This window comes from Pseudomonas sp. PHC1 (assembly GCF_046487845.1).
In the GTDB taxonomy this organism is placed as follows: domain Bacteria; phylum Pseudomonadota; class Gammaproteobacteria; order Pseudomonadales; family Pseudomonadaceae; genus Aquipseudomonas; species Aquipseudomonas sputi.
The window spans coordinates 80,532-102,072 of record NZ_JBJXHJ010000006.1; the positions used below are offsets into that span (position 1 = coordinate 80,532).

At 60.5% G+C, this 21,541-nt stretch carries 19 protein-coding genes; 9 read left to right on the top strand and 10 right to left on the bottom strand.

Annotated features, from left to right (window positions below):
• The first annotated feature begins 80 nt into the window (after positions 1 to 80).
• The 6 genes from ACKJSM_RS10830 to ACKJSM_RS10855 all read left to right on the top strand — a co-directional run bounded on the left by ACKJSM_RS10830 (position 81) and on the right by ACKJSM_RS10855 (position 5,770).
• Complete coding sequence (locus tag ACKJSM_RS10830; protein ID WP_410237410.1) at positions 81 to 755, top strand: heavy metal response regulator transcription factor; 675 nt, start codon at positions 81 to 83, stop codon at positions 753 to 755.
• Entirely contained in the window at positions 752 to 2,161 is a 1,410-nt protein-coding gene (locus ACKJSM_RS10835) for a heavy metal sensor histidine kinase (RefSeq protein ID WP_410237411.1), read from the top strand. Before ACKJSM_RS10830 ends, ACKJSM_RS10835 begins: the two co-directional genes overlap by 4 nt.
• A gap of 384 nt (positions 2,162 to 2,545) precedes the next feature.
• The gene (locus ACKJSM_RS10840) at positions 2,546 to 2,674 is read left to right on the top strand and encodes a hypothetical protein (RefSeq protein ID WP_410237412.1); all 129 of its coding nucleotides are present in this window, start codon (positions 2,546 to 2,548) and stop codon (positions 2,672 to 2,674) included.
• 50 nt (positions 2,675 to 2,724) lie between these two features.
• Positions 2,725 to 3,948 carry a YcaO-like family protein gene (locus tag ACKJSM_RS10845; RefSeq protein ID WP_410237413.1) on the top strand — a complete coding sequence of 408 codons (1,224 nt, stop codon included), beginning with the start codon at positions 2,725 to 2,727 and terminating at the stop codon, positions 3,946 to 3,948.
• The gene (locus ACKJSM_RS10850) at positions 3,945 to 4,895 is read left to right on the top strand and encodes a class I SAM-dependent methyltransferase (RefSeq protein ID WP_410237414.1); all 951 of its coding nucleotides are present in this window, start codon (positions 3,945 to 3,947) and stop codon (positions 4,893 to 4,895) included. Before ACKJSM_RS10845 ends, ACKJSM_RS10850 begins: the two co-directional genes overlap by 4 nt.
• A complete protein-coding gene (locus ACKJSM_RS10855) occupies positions 4,892 to 5,770 on the top strand; it encodes an alpha/beta fold hydrolase (RefSeq protein ID WP_410237415.1) in 879 nt (292 codons plus the stop codon). The genes ACKJSM_RS10850 and ACKJSM_RS10855 overlap by 4 nt, the downstream gene beginning before the upstream one ends.
• Positions 5,771 to 5,813: 43 nt before the next feature.
• On the opposite strand, the gene ACKJSM_RS10860 is transcribed toward ACKJSM_RS10855, so the two are convergent.
• The 6 genes from ACKJSM_RS10860 to ACKJSM_RS10885 are packed head-to-tail and all read right to left on the bottom strand — an operon-like array spanning position 5,814 to position 11,766.
• Complete coding sequence (locus ACKJSM_RS10860; protein WP_236177536.1) at positions 5,814 to 7,556, bottom strand: ABC transporter substrate-binding protein; 1,743 nt, start codon at positions 7,554 to 7,556, stop codon at positions 5,814 to 5,816.
• Positions 7,557 to 7,603: 47 nt separating this feature from the next.
• Positions 7,604 to 7,876, bottom strand: coding sequence for a DUF2160 domain-containing protein (locus tag ACKJSM_RS10865; protein ID WP_039767461.1), 273 nt, complete (start codon positions 7,874 to 7,876; stop codon positions 7,604 to 7,606).
• A 10-nt stretch (positions 7,877 to 7,886) separates the two neighbouring features.
• Positions 7,887 to 8,687 carry a carbohydrate ABC transporter permease gene (locus ACKJSM_RS10870; RefSeq protein WP_007951486.1) on the bottom strand — a complete coding sequence of 267 codons (801 nt, stop codon included), beginning with the start codon at positions 8,685 to 8,687 and terminating at the stop codon, positions 7,887 to 7,889.
• A gap of 9 nt (positions 8,688 to 8,696) precedes the next feature.
• Positions 8,697 to 9,563, bottom strand: a complete 867-nt coding sequence (locus ACKJSM_RS10875; protein WP_236177535.1) for a carbohydrate ABC transporter permease — start codon at positions 9,561 to 9,563, stop codon at positions 8,697 to 8,699.
• On the bottom strand, positions 9,560 to 10,672 hold the full coding sequence (locus ACKJSM_RS10880) for an ABC transporter ATP-binding protein (RefSeq protein WP_236177534.1): 1,113 nt from the start codon (positions 10,670 to 10,672) through the stop codon (positions 9,560 to 9,562). Before ACKJSM_RS10880 ends, ACKJSM_RS10875 begins: the two co-directional genes overlap by 4 nt.
• Complete coding sequence (locus ACKJSM_RS10885) at positions 10,672 to 11,766, bottom strand: ABC transporter ATP-binding protein (RefSeq protein WP_085690014.1); 1,095 nt, start codon at positions 11,764 to 11,766, stop codon at positions 10,672 to 10,674. The genes ACKJSM_RS10880 and ACKJSM_RS10885 overlap by 1 nt, the downstream gene beginning before the upstream one ends.
• 270 nt (positions 11,767 to 12,036) lie before the next feature.
• On the opposite strand from ACKJSM_RS10885, the gene ACKJSM_RS10890 reads away from it, so the two are divergent.
• Positions 12,037 to 13,902 (top strand): sigma-54-dependent Fis family transcriptional regulator, encoded by a 1,866-nt coding sequence (locus ACKJSM_RS10890; RefSeq protein ID WP_410237416.1) that lies wholly within the window; start codon positions 12,037 to 12,039, stop codon positions 13,900 to 13,902.
• 151 nt (positions 13,903 to 14,053) lie between these two features.
• Here the strand turns inward: ACKJSM_RS10890 and cysS are convergent, their stop codons facing one another.
• Positions 14,054 to 15,436, bottom strand: a complete 1,383-nt coding sequence (gene cysS / locus ACKJSM_RS10895) for a cysteine--tRNA ligase (RefSeq protein WP_039767472.1) — start codon at positions 15,434 to 15,436, stop codon at positions 14,054 to 14,056.
• A gap of 20 nt (positions 15,437 to 15,456) precedes the next feature.
• Positions 15,457 to 17,157, bottom strand: a complete 1,701-nt coding sequence (locus ACKJSM_RS10900; RefSeq protein WP_236177532.1) for a glutamine--tRNA ligase/YqeY domain fusion protein — start codon at positions 17,155 to 17,157, stop codon at positions 15,457 to 15,459.
• Between the two features lie 250 nt (positions 17,158 to 17,407).
• On the opposite strand from ACKJSM_RS10900, the gene ACKJSM_RS10905 reads away from it, so the two are divergent.
• Positions 17,408 to 17,914, top strand: coding sequence for a peptidylprolyl isomerase (locus ACKJSM_RS10905; protein ID WP_410237417.1), 507 nt, complete (start codon positions 17,408 to 17,410; stop codon positions 17,912 to 17,914).
• Positions 17,911 to 18,666 (top strand): UDP-2,3-diacylglucosamine diphosphatase, encoded by a 756-nt coding sequence (lpxH, locus tag ACKJSM_RS10910; RefSeq protein WP_410237418.1) that lies wholly within the window; start codon positions 17,911 to 17,913, stop codon positions 18,664 to 18,666. Before ACKJSM_RS10905 ends, lpxH begins: the two co-directional genes overlap by 4 nt.
• 57 nt (positions 18,667 to 18,723) lie before the next feature.
• Here the strand turns inward: lpxH and ACKJSM_RS10915 are convergent, their stop codons facing one another.
• On the bottom strand, positions 18,724 to 20,253 hold the full coding sequence (locus ACKJSM_RS10915; RefSeq protein WP_169430969.1) for a DHA2 family efflux MFS transporter permease subunit: 1,530 nt from the start codon (positions 20,251 to 20,253) through the stop codon (positions 18,724 to 18,726).
• An 81-nt stretch (positions 20,254 to 20,334) separates the two neighbouring features.
• A complete protein-coding gene (locus tag ACKJSM_RS10920; RefSeq protein WP_410237419.1) occupies positions 20,335 to 21,537 on the bottom strand; it encodes an efflux RND transporter periplasmic adaptor subunit in 1,203 nt (400 codons plus the stop codon).
• Positions 21,538 to 21,541: the final 4 nt, after the last annotated feature.

The following is a 21,541-nucleotide window of genomic DNA, read 5'->3' on the forward strand; positions in this document are numbered from 1 at the left end:
TTGTCAGGAAGTCCCTACACAACTACAACTTCCGCGACCCGCTTACTTAATTAACCATTCATTAAAAGTGGTGAAACATCATGCGAATCCTTGTCATCGAGGACGAGCTTAAAGCTGCCGAATACTTGCATCAGGGGCTGACCGAAAGTGGTTATATCGTTGATCACGCCGTCAATGGCGCTGACGGCCTGCACCTGGCGCAACAACAGGTTTATGACCTGATCATTCTCGATGTGAACCTGCCGGAACTCGACGGCTGGAGCGTGCTGGAACAACTGCGTCGGACCCACTCCACCCGGGTGATGATGCTCACCGCGCGCGGGCGGCGGGCGGACAAGATCCGGGGGCTGGATCTGGGCGCCGACGATTATCTGGTCAAGCCGTTCGAATTCCCCGAATTGTTGGCCCGGGTGCGCACCTTGATGCGTCGCAGCGAGAACATCCCGGTGCCGCAGGTGCTCAAGGTCGCCGATCTGGAACTCGATCCGGGCCGTCATCGGGCCTTCCGAGGGACACAGCGCATCGACCTCACCACCAAGGAGTTTGCCCTGCTGCACCTGCTGATGCGCCATTGCGGCGAAGTGCTGACCCGCACCCAGATCATCTCGCTGGTGTGGGACATGAATTTCGACTGCGACACCAATGTGGTCGAAGTCTCGATCCGCCGCTTGCGGGCGAAGATCGACGACCCGTTCGACAACAAACTGATCCACACCCTGCGCGGTGTCGGCTATGCGCTGGAGGCGCGGGAATGAAGCCGGCCAGTCTGTCGCTGCGGCTGGGGCTGACGGTCAGCATTCTGGGTGCATTGCTGGTGGTGTTCCTGGCGATTCTTGCCTACTTCGCACTCACACATGAACTCAATGCGTTGTCCCGGGACAGTCTGGAAAAGAAGATGGAACAGGTCGAGCACAGCCTGACGCTGTACTTCGACACCGCGCAGATCAGCGCCAAGCCGCACATTCTGCTCGATCAGGTCATGGGGCATGACAACCTCACGCTGACCCTTTACGACCTGAACAACCTGCGCACTCCACTGCTTAAATCCGGTTCGGGCCTGACCGATCCACGGGTCGAATTGAAGGCGATACGGGCGACGACCGACCAGTTGACCCACACCGACAGCGTCGATGCCGAAGGTGCGAAGTTTCTCACCGTCTCCAGGCTGATTCGCCTCAAGGACGGCAGCAACGTACCGGTGCTGCTGTCGATGGATAACGCCCACGATCAGGCGCTGCTCAGCGCTTATTTACGCTCGACGCTGGTGGCCTTGCCGTTGCTGCTGGTATTCATCGGTCTGACCGCTTGGGGCGCCGTACAGCGAGGGCTGGCCCCGCTGCGCGAGTTTCGCAAAGTGGCGGCGCGAGTGACGACGCAGGATCTCGATCATCGGTTGTCGGTGCTGAACATGCCCCAGGAACTCAGCGAACTGGCGCAGGGCATCAACGTCATGCTTGATCGCCTGGACAGCGGCGTGCAGCAACTGTCGCAATTCTCCGATGACCTGGCCCACGAGCTGCGCACGCCGATCAACAACCTGATGGGCAAGGCCCAGGTGACGCTGTCGCGGGAGCGCTCGGTCGAGGAATACACCAACGTTCTGGTGTCCTGCACCGAAGAGCTGGAGCGGGTCGCGCGGATGGTCTCGGACATGTTGTTCCTGGCCCAGGCCAGCCAGCCTGCGGCGCACGCCTCGTTCGAGCCGATTGCACTGGAAGAAGAGGCGTTAAGAGTGGTCGAACTGTTTTCTCTGACGGCGCAGGACAAACAGATCGATCTGAAAGTCATCGGCAGCGCTCAGGTGTCGGGGGACCGGCTGATGATTCAGCGAGCGATATCGAATCTGCTGTCCAATGCCCTGCGCCACTGCCCGTGCGGCAAGACCGTTTCGCTGTTCATCGAACAGGCGCCGAACGAGGTGTCATTGCGGGTGAGCAATCCCGGTGCGGGCATCGAAGCCCAGCACCTGCCGTATCTGTTCGACCGTTTTTACCGGGTCGACAGCAGCCGCACCCGCTCACAGGGCAGTACCGGTCTGGGACTGGCTATCGTGCATTCGATCATGACGCTGCATCAGGGCTCTGCCCAGGTTCAAAGCCGTCCGGGGGCGATGACGGTATTCAGTCTGGTGTTTCCCGTGATGCGCCGGGAACGGCATTAAACCTTCAAGCCGTTTTGTGCGGTGTTTTCTCAAACCTCATGGGAAAAATCGCCGCACAAGTGCTCCATAGATCCACGCAACCCCTTCAGTACGAATTTGCGTCGCCCCTGCGCCGAAACGTCTGACAGAGGCTGAAGACAGAACGCCTCAAACCGCTGATTTTTTTCCCGTGGCTCGCCCGTTGCCACGCAGTACAGCCCCCTCAGAAACAAGCCCGCCCGATGACTCCGGCACGTCAATTCACGTTTTATCAGTACGTATTTCGACATCGCTGAAACCCGCGACTGGAAACGTCTGGACATTTTTGACCCCACCCTCAAGGCCCTTTTAGATTCGGCTCGTGCTTGCAACAGCACTCCCAAACAACAACCAAGGAGCAACATCATGGGCTACATCGGCAGCTGGAACGCCAACCAGATCGATGAACTGGAAGAGCAGGAAGTGCCCTCGGCAGAGCAGGTCGAAGCACTGCAACTGACCGAGGAAGAACAGGCGGAACTCAACGCCGAGTGACAGAACCCGCGGGGGCCTTGTGCCCCTGCGGGCTTTCCAGGAAGGGAATCATGAACAAGACAACGTTGGCCGAGCGTGAGCTCACGGCCGATCAGGCAGAACGACGTATTCATGCCGAACTTTCTCGCCTGGGCCTCACAACCCACACCCGCACCCTCGGCAGCAAAGTGGTTGCCGTTCAGGCGAGTCTTCATGGCTGCGGCAACCGTCATGCCCGTGGCTCCGGCAAGGGCTATGCGGATCAGGCGCACCTGGGCGCGCTCTATGAAGCGCTCGAGCACTATTGGACGGATGAGCTCTGTACCACCGATGTTCACCACGAAACGGAACACTATTTCAAAGACACTCCGGTGTTTGCCGATGACTCGCTACTGCACAGGCTCACTTGCCAGCAAAACGTGCGCATCACCTGCCGGACCTATGTCTGTCCGCCGTGGCATGACCGGTTTTCCTATCCGCTGGCGCTGACTGCGCCGCACGGCTCACGTTTGCCCTCGTCACCGGGCATGGCGGACTACCGCGCCGTGCAGCGCTACGCCAGCAACAGCGGCACCGCCATTGGCGCCACGTACGACGAAGCGATGCTGCACGCCGCCAACGAATGCATCGAACGCGACGCCGTGTCGTTGTTTCTGCTCGATCATTTTTACTACCAGAACCATCCGCCACTGCGACGGGTGAGGCGTCTCTCTGAAAACGACGAACTCGGTCGCCTATGGAACGATGCCGAACAGGAAATCGACGGCGAAATCGTGCTGGTGGATATCAGCACCGAGTTCAAGACGCGAACCTTTCTGGCGTTCACGACCAAGCCAGGCCCTCATCCTCAGGTGTTCGGCAGCGGCAGCTCCCTCGACCCGCGCCACGCGGCGCGGCGGGCGCTCACTGAACTGGTGCAATTGCAACTCAGTGCCGCCGAACCCGAGTACCACCAGACGCTGACCAATGCACTGCGCAACCTGCAACCCTTCCCGCGTCTGCTGCGCTGTGCGCAGTTCGATACGCAGACGCTGTTGCATCGCTGCGTTCAACACAAGGTGAGACTGCCGGATTCCAGTCACGACCTGTCGGTGGCAAATCAACTTCACTTGCTGACTCAAGATCTGCGCATTCATGGCCGTACGCTGGGTGCAGCCGTCCTGCAGCGAACCGAGCTCGGCACGACCCTGCTCAACGTGGTGATCCCCGGACTGGAACGTTTCTTCGTGGTCTCCAGCGGTAACGTCGTCATCCCGCAAGCCCGGGGCCGTACCCTGGAGAGGCCAGTCGCATGAACCGACTCGATCGCAACCGGGAACTGACATTGGCCCGATCCATGCGCCATCACCTCAACGAGAATGGCGCTGTTGGCCACTTCCTCGAACCGCGTGGCAGCGGACTGCATCACGTTTTTTTCCTGCGGGTGAACGATGAACTCTGGGTTGGCCGCAAGCGCCTGCAACGTGACCGGCATTTCCGATGGCAGGCCAGCAGCGCGCTAAAGCCCGACATGTTGTTTGGCCCGCATTGCCATTCATTGTGGGGTGATGACGGCTTGTCGATCGGCTATCGGGCGGCCTCCCCCGCGGACAAAGCGCAGTTCTTCGAGCACGCCTTGCATCAGGCTGACAGCGAGATCCTGTTTCCCTTTCCACTGCTCGATGAGACAGGCCGGGAAGCGGTCTGCCCGCAAGGCTTCTGGCAATGCAACGAGTCACTGGCCAAACAGCTGAACACGGACGAACTCCACTTGCGCGAATACTGCGCCGGGCTGCTCCAGGCCATCACTGAAAAAGCCGCACTGATTTACGACCCGGCCTGTTCGACCGGCGCGTTCATCGCCCATCTGGCCCGCGCCTTGCCGGACTGTCTGTGCCTGGGCAGTGACCGTTCGGCCTCGATGATCGAACACGCCAGGCGATGGCACAGCGGAACATCCGTCGAGTTCGATGTGCTGGAGGCGAGTGAGGCCTTCGATGCCGGCATCCGCTGCGATGTCTTGATCCTGCGGTTCCTCAACGCCGAAGTCATGACCCGCCGTGAGGCCCAGGCCGCCTTCGAATCGCTGATCCGTTGCGTCAAGCCCGGCGGCACGATCCTCGTCTTCGGTCACACCCCGGTGTTGATCCCGGTGACCTGGCTTGCCTCCATCCACAACCTGAAACTTGAATCCAGCGTCGCGGCGCGGCCGGGTCAAATCGAGCTGTTCCAGTTCTATCGTCTGACGGTTCAGGCGTCATGACCTTCTCCCTGCACAGCCGAGGTTATTACCCGACCGGCGACGGCCATCAACTTTATTGGGAACGCCATGGTGTTCCGGGACACGAACCGGTGTTTTTCCTCCATGGCGGCCCCGGCGGGCGTATCAGCCGTCACCACCTGCAATTCTTTGACCCGGGGCGGTTCGACATCATCCTGTTCGACCAACGGGGTTGCGGGCGCTCGACACCCTATGGCGAACTGCGGGACAACACCACCGGGCTGTGTGTCGAAGACATCGACGCCCTGCGCCAGCATTTCGGTTTCGAAAAGATCAGTGTGCTGGGGGTGTCATGGGGCAGTTGGCTGGCGATTCAGTACCAGCAGCGTTACCCGCAGCACCTGCTGAAAACCACACTGGTTTCGGTGTTCGTACCTTTCGCCGCCAATGTCAGGGCCTACGATCAGGCACTCAATGACGGGTTGGCGCAGTCGCCTCAAATATCGCCCGGCCAACGCGCCAGGGACCTCTACCGGATCCTCGGCGAAGGCCGCCCATCGCAGCAACACCGCGCCGCCATCGAATGGCTGAATGCCGTTTTACGTCGCACAGGGCAGACCATCTGCCCCGACACCCTGGAGCGTTTCGTCGATCAGGAAGCGGTACTCGCGATCCGCCTCGAACTGCATTACCACCTGCAACACTATTTCTTCACGCCCCAGGATGAAGGCCTGACCCTCCACGACAACACCCTGCTGATCCAGGGCATCCACGACACCCATGGCATGGCCAGCGTGCGCTGGCTCAGGCAACGCATGAACATCCACTGCCGTCTGTTGCACGCCGGGCACAACGCCTTTGAAAACGCCCTCCTCAAAGCGGTGCGCCGAGCGGTGAAACGTGAAATCGAGGACTAAAAAAAACGGCACCCGAAGGTGCCGTTCCGTCCCGCAAAAGCGCTTACTTGCGTGCCGCCTCCCACGATTTGAGCAGTTCGTTGTAGCTCACGGTTTCGCCTTTCGGTTTCTCGTTGGCCAGTTTCGGTTTTGGTGCGCCCGGCTGGTCGAACCAGTATTGCGCGTCGCGCTCGGGGTTCATTTTCGGTGCGCACACCGCTTGGGCCTTGGAGCGTTCCAGACGGGTCATGATCGCGTCCTGATCCTTGGCCAGACCGTCGAGGGCCTGTTGCGGGGTCTTCTCGCCGCTGGCGGCTTCGGCGATGTGGCTCCACCACAGTTGCGCCAGGCGTGGGTAGTCCGGCACGTTGGTGCCGGTCGGAGTCCATTGCACGCGGGCCGGGCTGCGGTAGAACTCGACCAGACCACCGAGTTTAGGCGCCAGATCGGTCATCGCTTGCGAGTTGATGTCCGACTCGCGAATCGGCGTCAGGCCGACGATGGTTTTCTTCAGCGACACGGTTTTCGAAGTCACGAACTGCGCGTACAGCCAGGCTGCGAGTTTCTGTTTCTCAGGCGTGGATTTCATGAAGGTCCACGAGCCCACGTCCTGATAACCGAGTTTCATCCCCTCTTCCCAATACGGCCCACGCGGCGACGGCGCCATGCGCCATTTCGGCGTGCCGTCGGCGTTGACCACCGGCAGGCCCGGTTTGGTCATGTCGGCGGTGAACGCGGTGTACCAGAAGATCTGCTGGGCGATGTTGCCCTGGGACGGCACCGGGCCGGATTCGGAGAAGGTCATGCCCGCCGCTTCCGGTGGCGCGTATTTCTTCAGCCAGTCGACGTATTTGGTGGTGGCGAACACTGCCGCCGGACCGTTGGTGTCGCCGCCGCGGGTCACGCTGGAGCCGACCGGGTGGCAATCCTCGACACGAATCCCCCACTCGTCCACCGGCAAACCGTTGGGAATGCCCTTGTCGCCGCCACCGGCCATGGAGAACCAGGCATCGGTGAAGCGCCAGCCCAGGGACGGGTCTTTCTTGCCGTAGTCCATGTGCCCGTAGATGCGCTTGCCGTCGATTTCCTTGACGTCTTCACTGAAGAATTTGGCAATGTCTTCATAGGCCGACCAGTTCACCGGCACGCCCAGTTCATAGCCGTACTTTTCCTTGAACTTGGCTTTCAGATCGGCGCGTTCGAACCAGTCGGCGCGGAACCAGTACAGGTTGGCAAACTGCTGGTCGGGCAATTGATAGATCTTGCCGTCCGGCGCGGTGGTGAAGGAGATGCCGATGAAGTCCTTGATGTCGAGGGTCGGCGAGGTGAAGTTCTTGCCTTCGTTGGCCATCAGGTCGGTGATCGATTCGGTCTTGCCGTAGCGAAAGTGTGTACCGATCAGGTCCGAGTCGTTGACCCAGCCGTCGTAGATGTTTTTGTCCGACTGCATCACCGTCTGCATTTTTTCCACGACGTCGCCTTCCTGCAGCAGGTCGTGGGTCAGCTTGATGCCGGTGATTTCGCTGAAGGCCTTGGCCAGCACCTTGGACTCATATTCGTGGGTGGTCAGGGTTTCCGAGACGACCTTGATGTCCATCCCGCGAAACGGCTCGGCGGCCTTGATGAACCATTTCAGTTCCTCAAGCTGCTGCTCAGGCGTCAGAGTCGACGGCTTGAATTCGCTGCCGATCCACTTTTTCGCGGCATCTTCGTAGGCGTCGGCCCAGGCGGACGCGCTCAAACCGCTGAGTGCCAGCATGGCTGCCAATGAAATGCTATGTCGCAGCTTATTTTTCTTATCGAACATAGAGACCTCCTGTTAGGTTTTCGGAGCACGATTGCCGAGCGATTCGACTAGCCCCAACGCATCACAGCCAACAGCCACACCAGGGACAACGCGGACGCTACCCAGATGCTCCAGTCGGTCACGCCGATTACCAGCAGATGCAGGTAGGCGCTGCCGAGAAGACCGATGAACAAGCGATCGCCACGGGTGGTGGCAATCGGCAGAAACCCTCGCCGCAAGATGCTCGGCGAGCGCAATTCCCAGGTGGTCATGCCCACCAGGATCAAACCAATCACGATGAAAAACGCCGCCGTCGGGACGGTCCAGCTCATCCATTCCATCATCAGTTCCTCAGACCCGGCCCAGGGCAAAGCCCTTGGCCACGTGGTTGCGAACGAACCAGATCACCAGCATGCCGGGGAGAATAGTCAACACCCCCGCCGCCGCCAGTACGCCCCAGTCAATCCCGGATGCCGACACCGTGCGCGTCATCACCGCCGCGATCGGTTTGGCGTTCACCGAGGTCAGCGTGCGTGCCAGCAGTAGCTCGACCCAGGAAAACATGAAGCAGAAAAACGCCGTCACTCCGATGCCGGAGCCGATCAACGGAATGAAGATCTTCACGAAGAACTTGGGAAAACTGTAGCCGTCGATGTAGGCAGTTTCGTCGATCTCCTTCGGCACCCCGGACATGAACCCTTCAAGAATCCAAACCGCCAGCGGCACGTTGAACAGGCAGTGCGCCAGCGCCACGGCGATGTGGGTGTCGAACAGCCCGATCGATGAATACAGCTGGAAGAACGGCAGCAGGAATACTGCCGGCGGCGCCATGCGGTTGGTCAGCAGCCAGAAGAACAGGTGCTTGTCGCCGAGAAAACGGTAGCGCGAAAACGCATAGGCCGCCGGCAGCGCCACGGTCAGAGAGATGATCGTGTTCAGACTGACGTAGTACAGCGAGTTGATATAGCCGGTGTACCAGCTCGGATCAGTGAAGATCACCTTGTAGTTCGCCAGCGTGAAATCCTGTGGGAAAAGGGTCAGTCCACCGAGGATTTCGGTGTTGCTCTTGAACGACATGTTCAGCAGCCAGTAGATCGGCACCAGCAGGAACAGGATGTAGAGCAGCAGTGGAATCAGCTTTCTTTTGCTCATGGCCGGGCCTCAGCGGTTGGCATCGTTGTGGGTCATGGCGGTGTAGAACAGCCAGGACACCAGCAGGATGATCAGGAAGTACACCAGCGAGAATGCCGCCGCCGGCCCCAGGTCGAATTGGCCTACGGCCATCTGGGTCAGGGTCTGACTCAGGAAGGTCGTCGAGTTACCCGGCCCGCCGCCGGTGAGCACGAACGGCTCGGTGTAGATCATGAAGCTGTCCATGAAGCGCAGCATCACCGCGATCAGCAGCACGCTCTTCAACTTCGGTAACTGAATGTGCCGGAAAACTGCCCACGCCGATGCCCGGTCGATCCGTGCGGCCTGGTAATACACGTCGGGAATCGCCCGCAACCCGGAGAAACACAACAGCGCGACCAGCGAAGTCCAGTGCCAGACGTCCATCACCAGCACGGTGACCCAGGCGTCCATGGTGTTGGCCGCGTAGTTGTAGCTGATGCCCATGGCGTTGAGGCTTGAGCCGAGCAGGCCAATGTCGGCGCGGCCGAAAATCTGCCAGATGGTGCCGACCACGTTCCATGGAATCAGCAGCGGGATCGCCAGCACGATCAGCACCAGCGACGACCAGCGACCCTTGGTCGGCATGGTCAGCGCGATGGCGATGCCGAGCGGGATTTCGATCAGCAGCACACACGCCGAGTAGATGAACTGGCGCAGCAACGAGTCATGCAGACGCGGATCGAGCAGCACCTGCTTGTACCAGTCGGCGCCGACGAAGTAGCGGCTGGACTGGTCGAAGATGTCCTGCACCGAGTAATTGACCACGGTCATCATCGGGATGACCGCACTGAACGCCACCAGCAGAAACACCGGCAACACCAGCCACCAGGCCTTGTTGTTCTGCACTTTGTTCATGGCTGTACCTCGCTGTCGGTGGCATCCAGCAGAAATTCGTCGGCATAGACCATCAGCCACTGCGCCGGGAAACTGATGTACGCCGTGCCCTGGGGCACCGGTTTGTCCTCGGCCAGACGCACTTTCAGCGGTACGCCATCGAGATCCAGGGTCATGATCTTGTAGGTGCCGAGGTCTTCGACGTGTACAACCCGCGCCTGCATCGCGTCATCAAAGGGCTCGTCCCACACATGGATGAACTCGGGACGGATACCGACCTTCAGATTTTTCCACTGACCGTGTTCGATATGGCGCTGCAAGGCGTCGGACAGCGGCAGGTGGGTCGAATTGAAACCGACCCCGCCCGGTTGCGGCTGCACTTCGATCAGGTTCATCCCCGGGCTGCCGATGAAGTAGCCGACAAAGGTATGGCTCGGCCGCTCGAACAACTCCCGTGGGGTGCCGAACTGGACGATCTGCCCGCCGTACATCACCGCGATCTTGTCGGCGAAGGTCGAAGCCTCCAGTTGATCGTGGGTGACGTAGACCATGGTGATGTTGAACTGCTCGTGGATCTGCTTGAGCTTGCGCCGCAGTTTCCATTTCAGGTGCGGGTCGATCACCGTCAGCGGTTCGTCGAACAGGATCGCCGACACGTCATCGCGCACCAGGCCCCGGCCCATGGAGACTTTCTGTTTTTCGTCGGCGGTGAGGTTGCGCGCCTTCTTGCTCAGCAGGTTTTGCAGGTCGAGGACTTCGGCGATTTCCTGCACCTTGCTGTGCACTTTCGCCTCGGCCAGGCCCTGATTTCTCAGGGGAAAAGCGAGGTTGTCGAACACGGTCATGGTGTCGTACACCACCGGGAACTGGAACACCTGAGCGATGTTGCGCTTCTCCGGGGTCAGATCGTTGACCGCTTTGCCGTCGAACAGCACATGCCCCTGGGACGGGCTGAGCAGGCCGGAAATGATGTTGAGCAAGGTCGATTTGCCGCAGCCCGAAGGGCCGAGCAAGGCATAGGCACCGCCCTGCTCCCAGATGTGATCCATCTCGCGGATCGCATAATCCTCGGGCCCGCTCGGGGTTTTGCTGTAGCTGTGGGCGAGGTGCTGCAAACGGATTTCGGCCATCAGGCAACCCTCGCGACGCGCCGGCCCGGTGCCTGCACCAGACGGCCCTGCGCATCGAACACAAACAGTTTATGGGTCGGGATATAAATGCGGATCGGCGCATCGACGTCGTATTCGTGAACCCCCGGCAGATGCAGCACCAGCAGGAAATGCTCGTTGCGCACGTGCAGGAAGGTTTCCGAACCGCTGATCTCCGCCACCTCGACGGTCACCGCCAGTTCCAGGTCGTCGTCATTGCTCGGCACCAGCGAGATGTGGCTCGGGCGCACGCCAAAGCGGAACTCGCCCTCGCCCACCGGCCGCAGGTCGACGTTCAACGGGAAGTGCACGAAGTTGGCGAAGCTCACTTCGTTGCCCGCAATACGCCCCGGCATCAGGTTGATCGGTGGCTCGGAGAACAATTCAGCCGCCAGCACGGTTTTGGGCTGGTGATAGACCTCGGTCGAAGGGCCACTCTGGATCACCCGGCCCTCATGAAGAATCGTGGTGGTGCCGCCCAGCGCCAGCGCTTCGTTGGGTTCGGTGGTGGCGTAGATGGCAATGGTGTGGCGCGCCTTGAACAGCTCGCGCATTTCCTGGCGCAGTTCTTCGCGCAGTTTGTAGTCGAGGTTGACCAGCGGCTCGTCGAACAGGATCAGCTCGGCATCCTTGACCAGCGCCCGGGCCATGGCGGTGCGCTGTTGCTGGCCGCCGGAGAGTTCCAGCGGATAGCGCTTCAGGAATTTTTCGATGCGCAGCATCTTCGCGGTTTCCTGCACCTTGCTCTGGATCTGCTCATTGGAGATCCCGGCCTGGCGCAGCGGCGAGGCGATGTTCTCGAACACCGTCATGGTCGGGTAATTGATGAACTGCTGATAAACCATCGATACGTTGCGCAAACGCACCGGACGCTGGGTGACGTCGACGCCGTTCATCAGGATCCGACCGCTGTCGGGCTTGTCCAGACCGGCCATCAAGCGCATCAGACTGGTCTTGCCGGACAGCGTGCGCCCGAGCAAAACGTTGAAGGATCCAGGTTCGAATTTCAGGCTCGCATCGTCGATCCAGGTCTGGCCTTCGACGGTGCGGCTGACGTGCTCCAGGGTGAGTGACATGGCTCGGCCTTTTTATTATTGGAATCAAGCGACCTGTCCTGTAGAGCGACATTCGTGCCAGAAACGGCAAGCTGTTGATTTACTGCCAAATTCGCTGCGAGCCAGGCAAACCGTGGTTCGTAGCTGAACACAAATGAACAGTTGCGACTGAACAATTGAACAGTCGGGCGATTGACAATGAACAATAGTGAACAACACTCTATGGATGCTTTTTGCTCGTCGAACGAGCCATAACAAAAACAACAAAGCACCCTTCAGAGACTGCCAATCATGGCCGCACCTGCCCCGCCGCTTTCCCACGATGCGATCGTCCAGGACTCCTGGTCCCGTTGCCGCGCCTTCGGTCTCAATCATCAAAGCGCCCCGGCCTTCGATCAGTTGCCCGCTGCCGGCATCGCGCAGTTGCTCGAGCGCCATCAATCGCTGGTGCAGACCACCCATCAGGAAGTACTGCCGTATTACGAAAACATCCTGAGCAATTCCAACTGCCTGATCATGCTGGCCGACAATCAGGGCCAGGTGCTGACGTCCTGGGGCACCCAGCGCTTCATCGAGCCGAACCTGGCGCGCGGTTTTCAGGCCGGCGCCAGTTGGATCGAACGCGCCAGCGGCACCAATGCCATCGGGACTGCGCTGGCCTGTGAGCAGGCGGTGCACATCGAACACGATGAGCACTTTCTCAAGGCCAACCGCTTCATGACCGGTTCCGCCGCGCCGATTTTCGATGCCGAGCGCAAGGTCATCGCCGTGCTCGATGTGTCCAGTGACAGCTACCTGCCGCCCTCGCACACCCTCGGTATGGTCAAGATGATGAGCCAGACCGTGGAGAACCGGCTGATCCTCAACCTGTTCCATGGCCAGCATTTTCAACTGACCTTCAACACCGGGTTGAACAACCTCGACAGCCAGTGGGCCGGGCTGCTGATCTTTGATGAAAGCGGTCAGGTGCTGTCGGCCAACCGCCGGGCCGACAATCTGCTGGGTGTGCGGTTGTCGCGGGTCAGTGTTGAAAGTCTGTTCAAGGTGTCGTTGCTGGAGTTGATCAATCAGCCGGACGGTTTGCCGTTTGCCTTGCAGACTTCCGGGCGCAATCGGTTCCAGTGTTTGTTGAAGCGACCTAAACAGGCGCCGGTTCAGGCGCGAGTCTTCACTGAAACCAGAGCCGCCGAAACCAGAACCATCGAACCGAAAGTCGCCGCACCCACGGCCATCAGCCTGAGCACTTTGCACTTCGGCGACAGCCGTGTGGAAAAAGCCGTGCGCCAGGCCGAACGCCTGCTGGAAAAGGACATTCCGTTGCTGATTCACGGCGAAACCGGGGTTGGCAAGGAGGTCTTCGTCAAGGCCCTGCACCAGGCCAGCTCCCGCAGCAAACAGGCGTTCATCGCCGTCAACTGCGCGGCGATCCCCGCCGAACTGGTGGAGTCCGAGCTGTTCGGCTATGAGAAAGGCGCGTTCACCGGCGCCAACCAGAAAGGCAGCATCGGTCTGATCCGCAAGGCCGACAAAGGCACCCTGTTCCTCGACGAGATCGGCGACATGCCGCTGCCAACCCAGGCACGCCTGTTGCGCGTGTTGCAGGAGCGCTGCGTGCAACCGGTGGGCAGCAGCGAGCTGTTCCCGGTAGACCTGCGGATCATCTCCGCCACCAACCGCTCGCTCCGGGAACAGGTGCAACTGGGGCGCTTTCGCGAAGATTTGTACTACCGCATCGGTGGCCTGACGCTCGAATTACCCCCCCTTCGCGAGCGCAGCGACAAGCAGGCGCTGTTCAAACGCCTGTGGGAACAACATCGCGAGCCGTCGCAGTGGGCGGGATTGAGTCGTGAAGTGCTGGAGCTGTTCGAACGGCATCCGTGGCCGGGCAATCTGCGTCAGGTCAGCAGCGTGATGCAGGTAGCGCTGGCGATGGCCGAGGAACAACCGATTCGGCCCGAGCATTTGCCGGACGATTTCTTCGTCGATCTGGAGATGGAGCCGGTGGAAGTGGCCGAGCCGTTGGGCATCGACCTGAACGATGCCGAGGCGTTGAACCGGGAGTTGCAGTTGGCCGGGGGCAATATTTCCCACCTGGCGCGACGGCTGGGGGTAAGCCGCAATACCCTCTACAAGCGGTTGCGGCAACTTGAGAACTGAGCGCCCCCCTAGCGGGTCAGGTCGAAAAAAGAGGCCTGCATATTAGATCGTTCCCACGTCGAGGCGTCGAACCGTCTGCGTGGGAATGATCCAACCAGCAGAAAAACAAAAACCCGCACAGGGCGGGTTTTGTTTGCAACAGGCGCAGCGATCAGTCAGCCAGACGCCAGGTCGTACCGCCCTTGCCGTCTTCCAGCACCACGCCCATGGCGGTGAGCTGGTCGCGGATGCGATCGGATTCGGCCCAGTCCTTGCCGGCACGTGCCGCCAGACGTGCAGCAATCAGCGCCTCGACTTCGGCGGCATCGACACGCCCTTCGGCGCCGGCCTGCAGGAAATCGTCGGCTTCGAGCTGCAACACACCGAGCACGCTGGCCAGTTCTTTCAGGCGCGCCGCCAGACCGGCCGCGGCATCGAGATCGCTCTCGCGCAGACGGTTGATCTCACGGACCATCTCAAACAGCACCGCGCAGGCTTCCGGCGTGCCGAAGTCGTCGTTCATCACCGTGGTGAAACGCTCGACGAACGCTTCGCCGCCCGCCGGTGCCACGTTCGGCAGGCCTTTCAACGCGTGGTAGAAACGCTCCAGTGCGCCCTTGGCGTCCTTGAGGTTGTCTTCCGAATAGTTGATCGCGCTGCGGTAGTGGCTCGACACCAGCAGGTAACGCACGACTTCCGGGTGGTACTTGTCGAGCACGTCGCGAATGGTGAAGAAGTTGTTCAAGGACTTGGACATCTTCTCGCCATTGATACGGATCATGCCGCAATGCATCCACGCGTTGGCGTAGGTCTTGCCGGTGGCCGCTTCGCTCTGGGCGATTTCGTTTTCGTGGTGCGGGAACTCGAGGTCGCTGCCGCCGCCATGAATGTCGAACGTCTCACCCAGGCAGCAGGTGGACATCACCGAGCACTCGATGTGCCAGCCCGGACGCCCGGCGCCCCACGGCGATTCCCAGCTCGGCTCGCCCGGCTTGACGCCTTTCCAGAGCACGAAGTCCAGCGGATCTTCCTTGGCTTCGTCGACCTCGATCCGCGCACCGATGCGCAGGTCTTCGATCTTCTTGCGCGACAGCTTGCCGTAGCCCATGAACTTGCCGACGCGGTAGTACACGTCGCCATTGCCCGGGGCGTAGGCGTAACCCTTGTCGATCAGGGTCTGGATCATCGCGTGCATGCCAGGGATGTGATCCGTGGCGCGCGGCTCCATGTCCGGCTTCTGGATGTTCAGGCGCGCTTCGTCTTCGTGCATCGCGGCGATCATGCGCTCGGTCAACGCTTCGAACGACTCGCCGTTCTCGTTGGCCCGGTTGATGATCTTGTCGTCGATGTCGGTGATGTTGCGCACGTAGGTCAGGTCATAACCGCTGAACCGCAACCAGCGGGTCACCAGGTCGAACGCGACCATGCTGCGGCCATGGCCCAGGTGGCAGTAGTCGTACACGGTCATCCCGCAGACGTACATGCGCACCTTGTTGCCATCCAGCGGCTTGAAGACTTCTTTGCTCTTGGTGAGCGTGTTGTAGATCGTAAGCACGGTGTTTCCTTGAGACTTGATCACTGGCCCCACGAATCGCGCAGGGTCACGGTACGGTTGAATACCGGCTGGCCTGGTTTCGAGTCCTTGATATCCGCGACGAAGTAGCCTTCGCGCTCGAACTGGAAACGGTCTTCCGGCTGTGCGTTGCCCAGCGAGGGTTCAGCACGACAACCGGTCAGCACTTGCAGTGAGTCAGGGTTGATGTTGTCCAGGAAACTCGCGCTGTCTTCGGCCTTCTCCGGGTTCGGAGAACGGAACAGGCGATCGTACAGACGCACTTCGCACTCGACGCTGGCAGCGGCCGGCACCCAGTGGATCACGCCCTTGACCTTGCGGCCTTCAGGGTTCTTGCCCAGGGTGTCCGGATCGTACGAGCAACGCAGCTCGACGATGTTGCCGTCGGCGTCCTTGATCGCTTCGTCGGCGCGGATCACGTAGCTGCCGCGCAGACGCACTTCGCCATTCGGCTCCAGGCGCTTGTAGCCTTTTGGCGGCTCTTCCATGAAGTCATCGCGGTCGATATAGATTTCACGGGCGAATGGCAGCTTGCGCACGCCGAGTTCTTCTTTCTGCGGATGACGCGGCAGTTCGAGGTTGTCGACCTGGTCTTGCGGGTAGTTAGTGATCACGACTTTCAACGGACGCAGCACGCACATGGCGCGCGGAGCGTTGGCGTCGAGGTCCTGACGGATGCTGAACTCGAGCATGCCGAAATCGACCACGCCGTCGGAACGGTTGGTGCCGATCATCTCGCAGAAGTTGCGGATCGATGCCGGGGTGTAGCCACGGCGGCGGAAGCCCGACAGCGTGGACATGCGCGGATCGTCCCAGCCGTTGACGTGTTTCTCGTCAACCAGTTGCTTGAGCTTGCGCTTGCTGGTGATGGTGTAGTTGAGGTTCAGACGGCTGAACTCGTACTGACGCGGGTGCGCCGGCACCGGCAGTGCGTCGAGGAACCACTCGTACAGCGGACGATGGCTTTCGAACTCCAGGGTGCAGATCGAGTGGGTGATGCCTTCGATGGCGTCCGACTGACCGTGGGTGAAATCGTAGTTCGGGTAGATGCACCACTTGTCACCGGTCTGGTGGTGGTGGGCGTGGCGGATGCGGTACATGATCGGGTCGCGCAGGTTCATGTTCGGCGAGGCCATGTCGATCTTGGCGCGCAGTACGCGGGCGCCGTCCGGGAACTCACCGGCGCGCATGCGGGCGAACCAGTCCAGGTTCTCTTCCACCGAACGGTCGCGGAACGGGCTGTTCTTGCCCGGCTCGGTCAGGCTGCCACGGTACTCCCTGGCTTGTTCAGGCGTCAGGTCGTCGACGTAGGCCTTGCCGGCCTTGATCAGTTCGACGGCCCAGTCGTGCAACTGGTCGAAGTACTGCGAGGCGTAGCGCACTTCGCCGGACCATTCGAAGCCCAGCCATTTGACGTCGCTTTCGATCGCGTCGATGTATTCCTGGTCTTCCTTGGCCGGGTTGGTGTCGTCGAAACGCAGGTGAGTGACGCCGCCGAACTCCTGGGCCAGGCCGAAGTTCACACAGATCGACTTGGCGTGGCCGATGTGCAGGTAGCCGTTGGGCTCAGGCGGGAAACGGGTGACGATCTGCGTGTGCTTACCCGAGTCCAGGTCCGCCTGGATGATCGGGCGCAGGAAATTGACCGGCGTGACAGGGCCGGTCTTGGAATTCGAGGTAGGGTCGACAGTGGGCTTGCTCATAGGATCCTTGAACGTACAGTGCGCGGCCGGGACACGGGCCTGACAAAACAAAGCCGCTATCATAGCCGATGCTGTCAAGCCCCTGACAGAGCAGGGCTTAAAAGGAATGCATTTAATCGCCGGGTTTTGAAAAACAGCCTCGAAATTCGCGCCTGTCACGCTAAACTGCGCACCTTGGCCCTCACGGGCTGAACCGGTACGGGGCCGAAATGTCCCAATACCCACGAATTCCTTATAAAGAGCATCGATCATGACTCAAGTTAAATTGACCACCAACTTCGGTGACATCGTCATCGAACTGAACGCTGAAAAGGCGCCTGTCACCACTGCCAACTTCATCGAATACGTCAAGAAAGGTCACTACGAGAACGTCGTGTTCCACCGCGTCATCAAAGGCTTCATGATCCAGGGCGGCGGTTTCGAGCCAGGCATGAAAGAAAAGAAAGACAAGAGCCCAAGCATCCAGAACGAAGCCGACAACGGTCTGAAAAACGACAAGTACACCATCGCCATGGCCCGTACCATGGACCCGCATTCGGCTTCGGCGCAGTTCTTCATCAACGCCTCCGACAACAGCTTCCTGAACCACACCGCCAAGACCGCTCAGGGCTGGGGTTATGCCGTGTTCGGTAAAGTGGTTTCGGGCACCGACGTTGTCGACAAGATCGAAGGCGTTTCCACCACGTCCAAGGCAGGCCACCAGGACGTACCCGCAGACGACGTGATCATCGAGAAAGCCGAGATCATCGAAGCGTGATATTGCTGATTTCAGACTTGCATCTGGAAGAGGAGCGCCCGGACATTACCCGGGCGTTTCTGGATTTGCTCGCCGGACGCGCCCGCTCGGCGAGTGCGTTGTACATTCTGGGCGACTTCTTCGAGGCGTGGATTGGCGACGACGCCATGACTCCCTTCCAGCGTTCCATCTGCCAGGCCCTGCGCGAACTCAGCGACAGCGGCACGGCCATTTTTCTGATGCACGGCAATCGCGACTTCATGCTCGGCAAGGCCTTCTGCAAGCAGGCCGGCTGCACGCTGTTGAAGGACCCGAGTGTCGTGCAGTTTTACAACGAACCGGTATTGCTGATGCACGGCGACAGCCTGTGCACCCGCGACGAATCCTACATGAAGCTGCGCCGCTATCTGCGCAACCCGCTCAGCCTGTTCATCCTGCGCAACCTGCCCTTGCGCACCCGGTACAAGCTTGCGCGCAAGCTGCGCAGCGAAAGCCGGGCGCAGACGCGGATGAAGGCCAATGACATCGTTGATGTCACGCCAGAGGAAATCCCGCGGATCATGCAGGAATACCGGGTGAAAACCCTGGTTCACGGGCACACCCATCGCCCGGCCATCCACAAGTTGCAGATCGGCGATCAGGCAGCGAAGCGGATTGTGCTGGGGGATTGGGATCGTCAGGGTTGGGCGTTGCAGGTGGATGAGAACGGGTTTGCGTTGGCGCCGTTTGACTTTGCCCCGCCGCCGGCACTGCCCGCCCCCGCCACCGCCTGATCGTTCCCTGACTTAGGTGATCGTTCCCGCGCTCTGCGTGGGAACGACCTGGCAAAGTTAGTGACCGCTGGCGGCCGGGCCTGCCTTGGCAGCAAACGGCGGTTTCGCCAGCCACACAATCAGAATCAACCCCATGAACCCCCAGCCCAACAGCGTGAAGTAATCCACGGTGGAGAGCATGTACGCCTGACTGGTGAGGATCTGATCCATCTGCGCATAGGCCGATTGGCTCGCGCCACCCAGCGAATGCAAGGTCTCGCGAGTCGCTGGCTCGAAGGTGCTGATGCTCTCGCTCATATAGGCATGATGCTGATCCGCCCGGCGAATCCAGATCCACGTAGTCAACGACGCCGCAAAACTGCCGCCCAATGTCCGCAAGAAAGTCGCCAGACCGGCGCCATCGGCAATCTGGCTCGGCGGCAAGTCCGACATCAGAATGCTCAGGGTCGGCATGAAGAACAGCGCCACCCCAATCCCCATGAACAGCTGCACCAGGGCGATGTGCTGGAAGTCCACTTCGTTGGTGAACTCGGCGCGCATGAAGCAGCTCAGGCCGATTGCCAGAAACGCCAGCCCGGCCAGCAGGCGCAGGTCGAACTTGTGCGCGTACTTGCCGACAAACGGCGACAGCAACACCGGCAGAATGCCGATCGGCGCCACCGCCAGCCCGGCCCAGGTCGCGGTGTAACCCATCTGGGTCTGCAGCCATTGCGGCAGGATCAGGTTGATGCCGAAGAACCCGGCGTACCCCAACACCAGCACCAGCGTGCCGATGCGGAAGTTGCGATAGGCAAACAGCCGCAGGTTGACCACCGGATGTTGGTCGGTCATTTCCCAGATCACGAACACTGCCAGCGCGATTACCGAAATCGCCGCGCCGATGATGATGAAGTTCGACTCGAACCAGTCCAGGTCATTGCCCTTGTCGAGGATCACCTGCAATGCGCCCACGCCGATGATCAGCGTGATCAGCCCGACGTAATCCATCGGCTGATGACTGGTGACCACCGGGCGCTTGGCCAGTTGCTGGCGCACCACCATCACCGCGAAAATCCCGATCGGCACGTTGATGAAGAAGATCCACGGCCAGCTGTAACTGTCAGTGATCCAGCCGCCGAGGATCGGCCCGGCAATCGGCGCCACCACCGTGACCATCGCCAGCAACGCCAGGGCCATGCCCCGCCTCGCCGGCGGATACACCGCGATCAGCAGCGTCTGGGTCATCGGGTACAACGGCCCGGCCACCAGACCTTGCAGCACGCGGAAACCGATCAGTTCCGGCATCGACGTGGAAATACCGCAGAGAAACGAAGCCAGGACAAACAGGATGGTCGCCCACAGAAACAGCTTTACCTCGCCGAAGCGACGGCTCAGCCAGCCGGTGAGCGGCAGCGCAATAGCATTGCTCACGGCAAACGAGGTGATGACCCAGGTGCCCTGCTCCGAACTCACGCCGAGGTTGCCGGAAATGGTCGGCAACGCCACGTTGGCGATCGTGGTGTCGAGCACCTGCATGAAGGTCGCCAGCGACAGGCCGATGGTGCTGAGCAACAGGCTGGGCGGCGAAAAAGAGGCGTTATTGCTCATCGCGAATCCTTTGGAGCCGATTTTTTTACAGCGGGGACGAGCGCCGCACCCCTTAAGGGGCGCGGCGAAGGGATTGGCGAATCAGCGTTGCGCGGTCTTGCTGACCGCCGCGCTGTTGTCGTGGATCAACTGGGTGATCATCGCGTCGGCTTCGGCCAATTGGGGGTCGTAGACGTTGGTGCTGAACGAGGCCTTCTGCGGCGGTTGCTGGGCCAGTACCGGGCCGCTCTGGTCGTGCAGGTTGACCTCGACATTGGTCGACAGACCGACGCGCAGCGGGTGTTTGGCCAGTTCTTCGGCATTGACGTGAATCCGTACCGGCACACGCTGCACGATCTTGATCCAGTTACCGGTGGCGTTCTGCGCCGGCAACAGGGCGAACGCGCTGCCGGTGCCCGCGCCGAGGCTGTCGACGGTGCCGTTGAACTTGACGTCGCTGCCGTAGATGTCCGACTCGATCTCCACCGGTTGGCCGATGCGCATGTCACGCAGCTGGGTTTCCTTGAAGTTGGCGTCGATCCACAGCTGATCCAGCGGAATCACCGCCATCAGCGCGGTGCCCGGCTGCACACGCTGGCCGAGTTGCACGGTGCGTTTGGCGACGTAACCGGTGACCGGCGCAATCAAGGTGCTGCGCGCGTTGGTCAGGTAGGCCTGACGCAGTTGCGCGGCGGCGGCCATCACGTCCGGGTGCGAGGAGACCACGGTGTCATCGACCAGCGCGCTGGTGGTTTTCAGCTGCTGCCGGGCGCTGGCCAGGGCGTTCTGTGCCGAGGTCAGGTCATCGCGGGCGTGGGACAGTTCTTCCTGGGAAATCGCCCCGCCGGCCGCGAGATTTTTCCGTCGATTGAAGTTTTCCTGGGCTTTCTGCACTTCGGCCTGTTGCGCATTGACCTGGGCCTTCATGCCGTCGACGTTGCTGTACAAACCGCGAACTTGACGCACGGTGCGGGCCAGATTGGCCTTGGCACTTTGCAGGCCGACTTCGGCGTCGTTCGGGTCGAAGTTGATCAGCACCTGGCCTTCATGCACCAGATCGCCATCATCGGCGCCGATGCTGACCACGGTGCCGGTCACCAGCGGGGTGATTTCCACCACGTTGCCGTTGACGTAGGCGTCGTCGGTGCTTTCGCTCCAGCGCCCTATGAATTCGTGATACGCCCAGACACCGGCACCGGCGAGGGCAACCACAACGGCCAGCACCAGCAGCATCATCTTGCGTTTGCGCGGATTGCCAGTGTCCTGGGCGTTGTCTTGAGCTTGTGTGTTTTCGGCAGTGGCCATGACA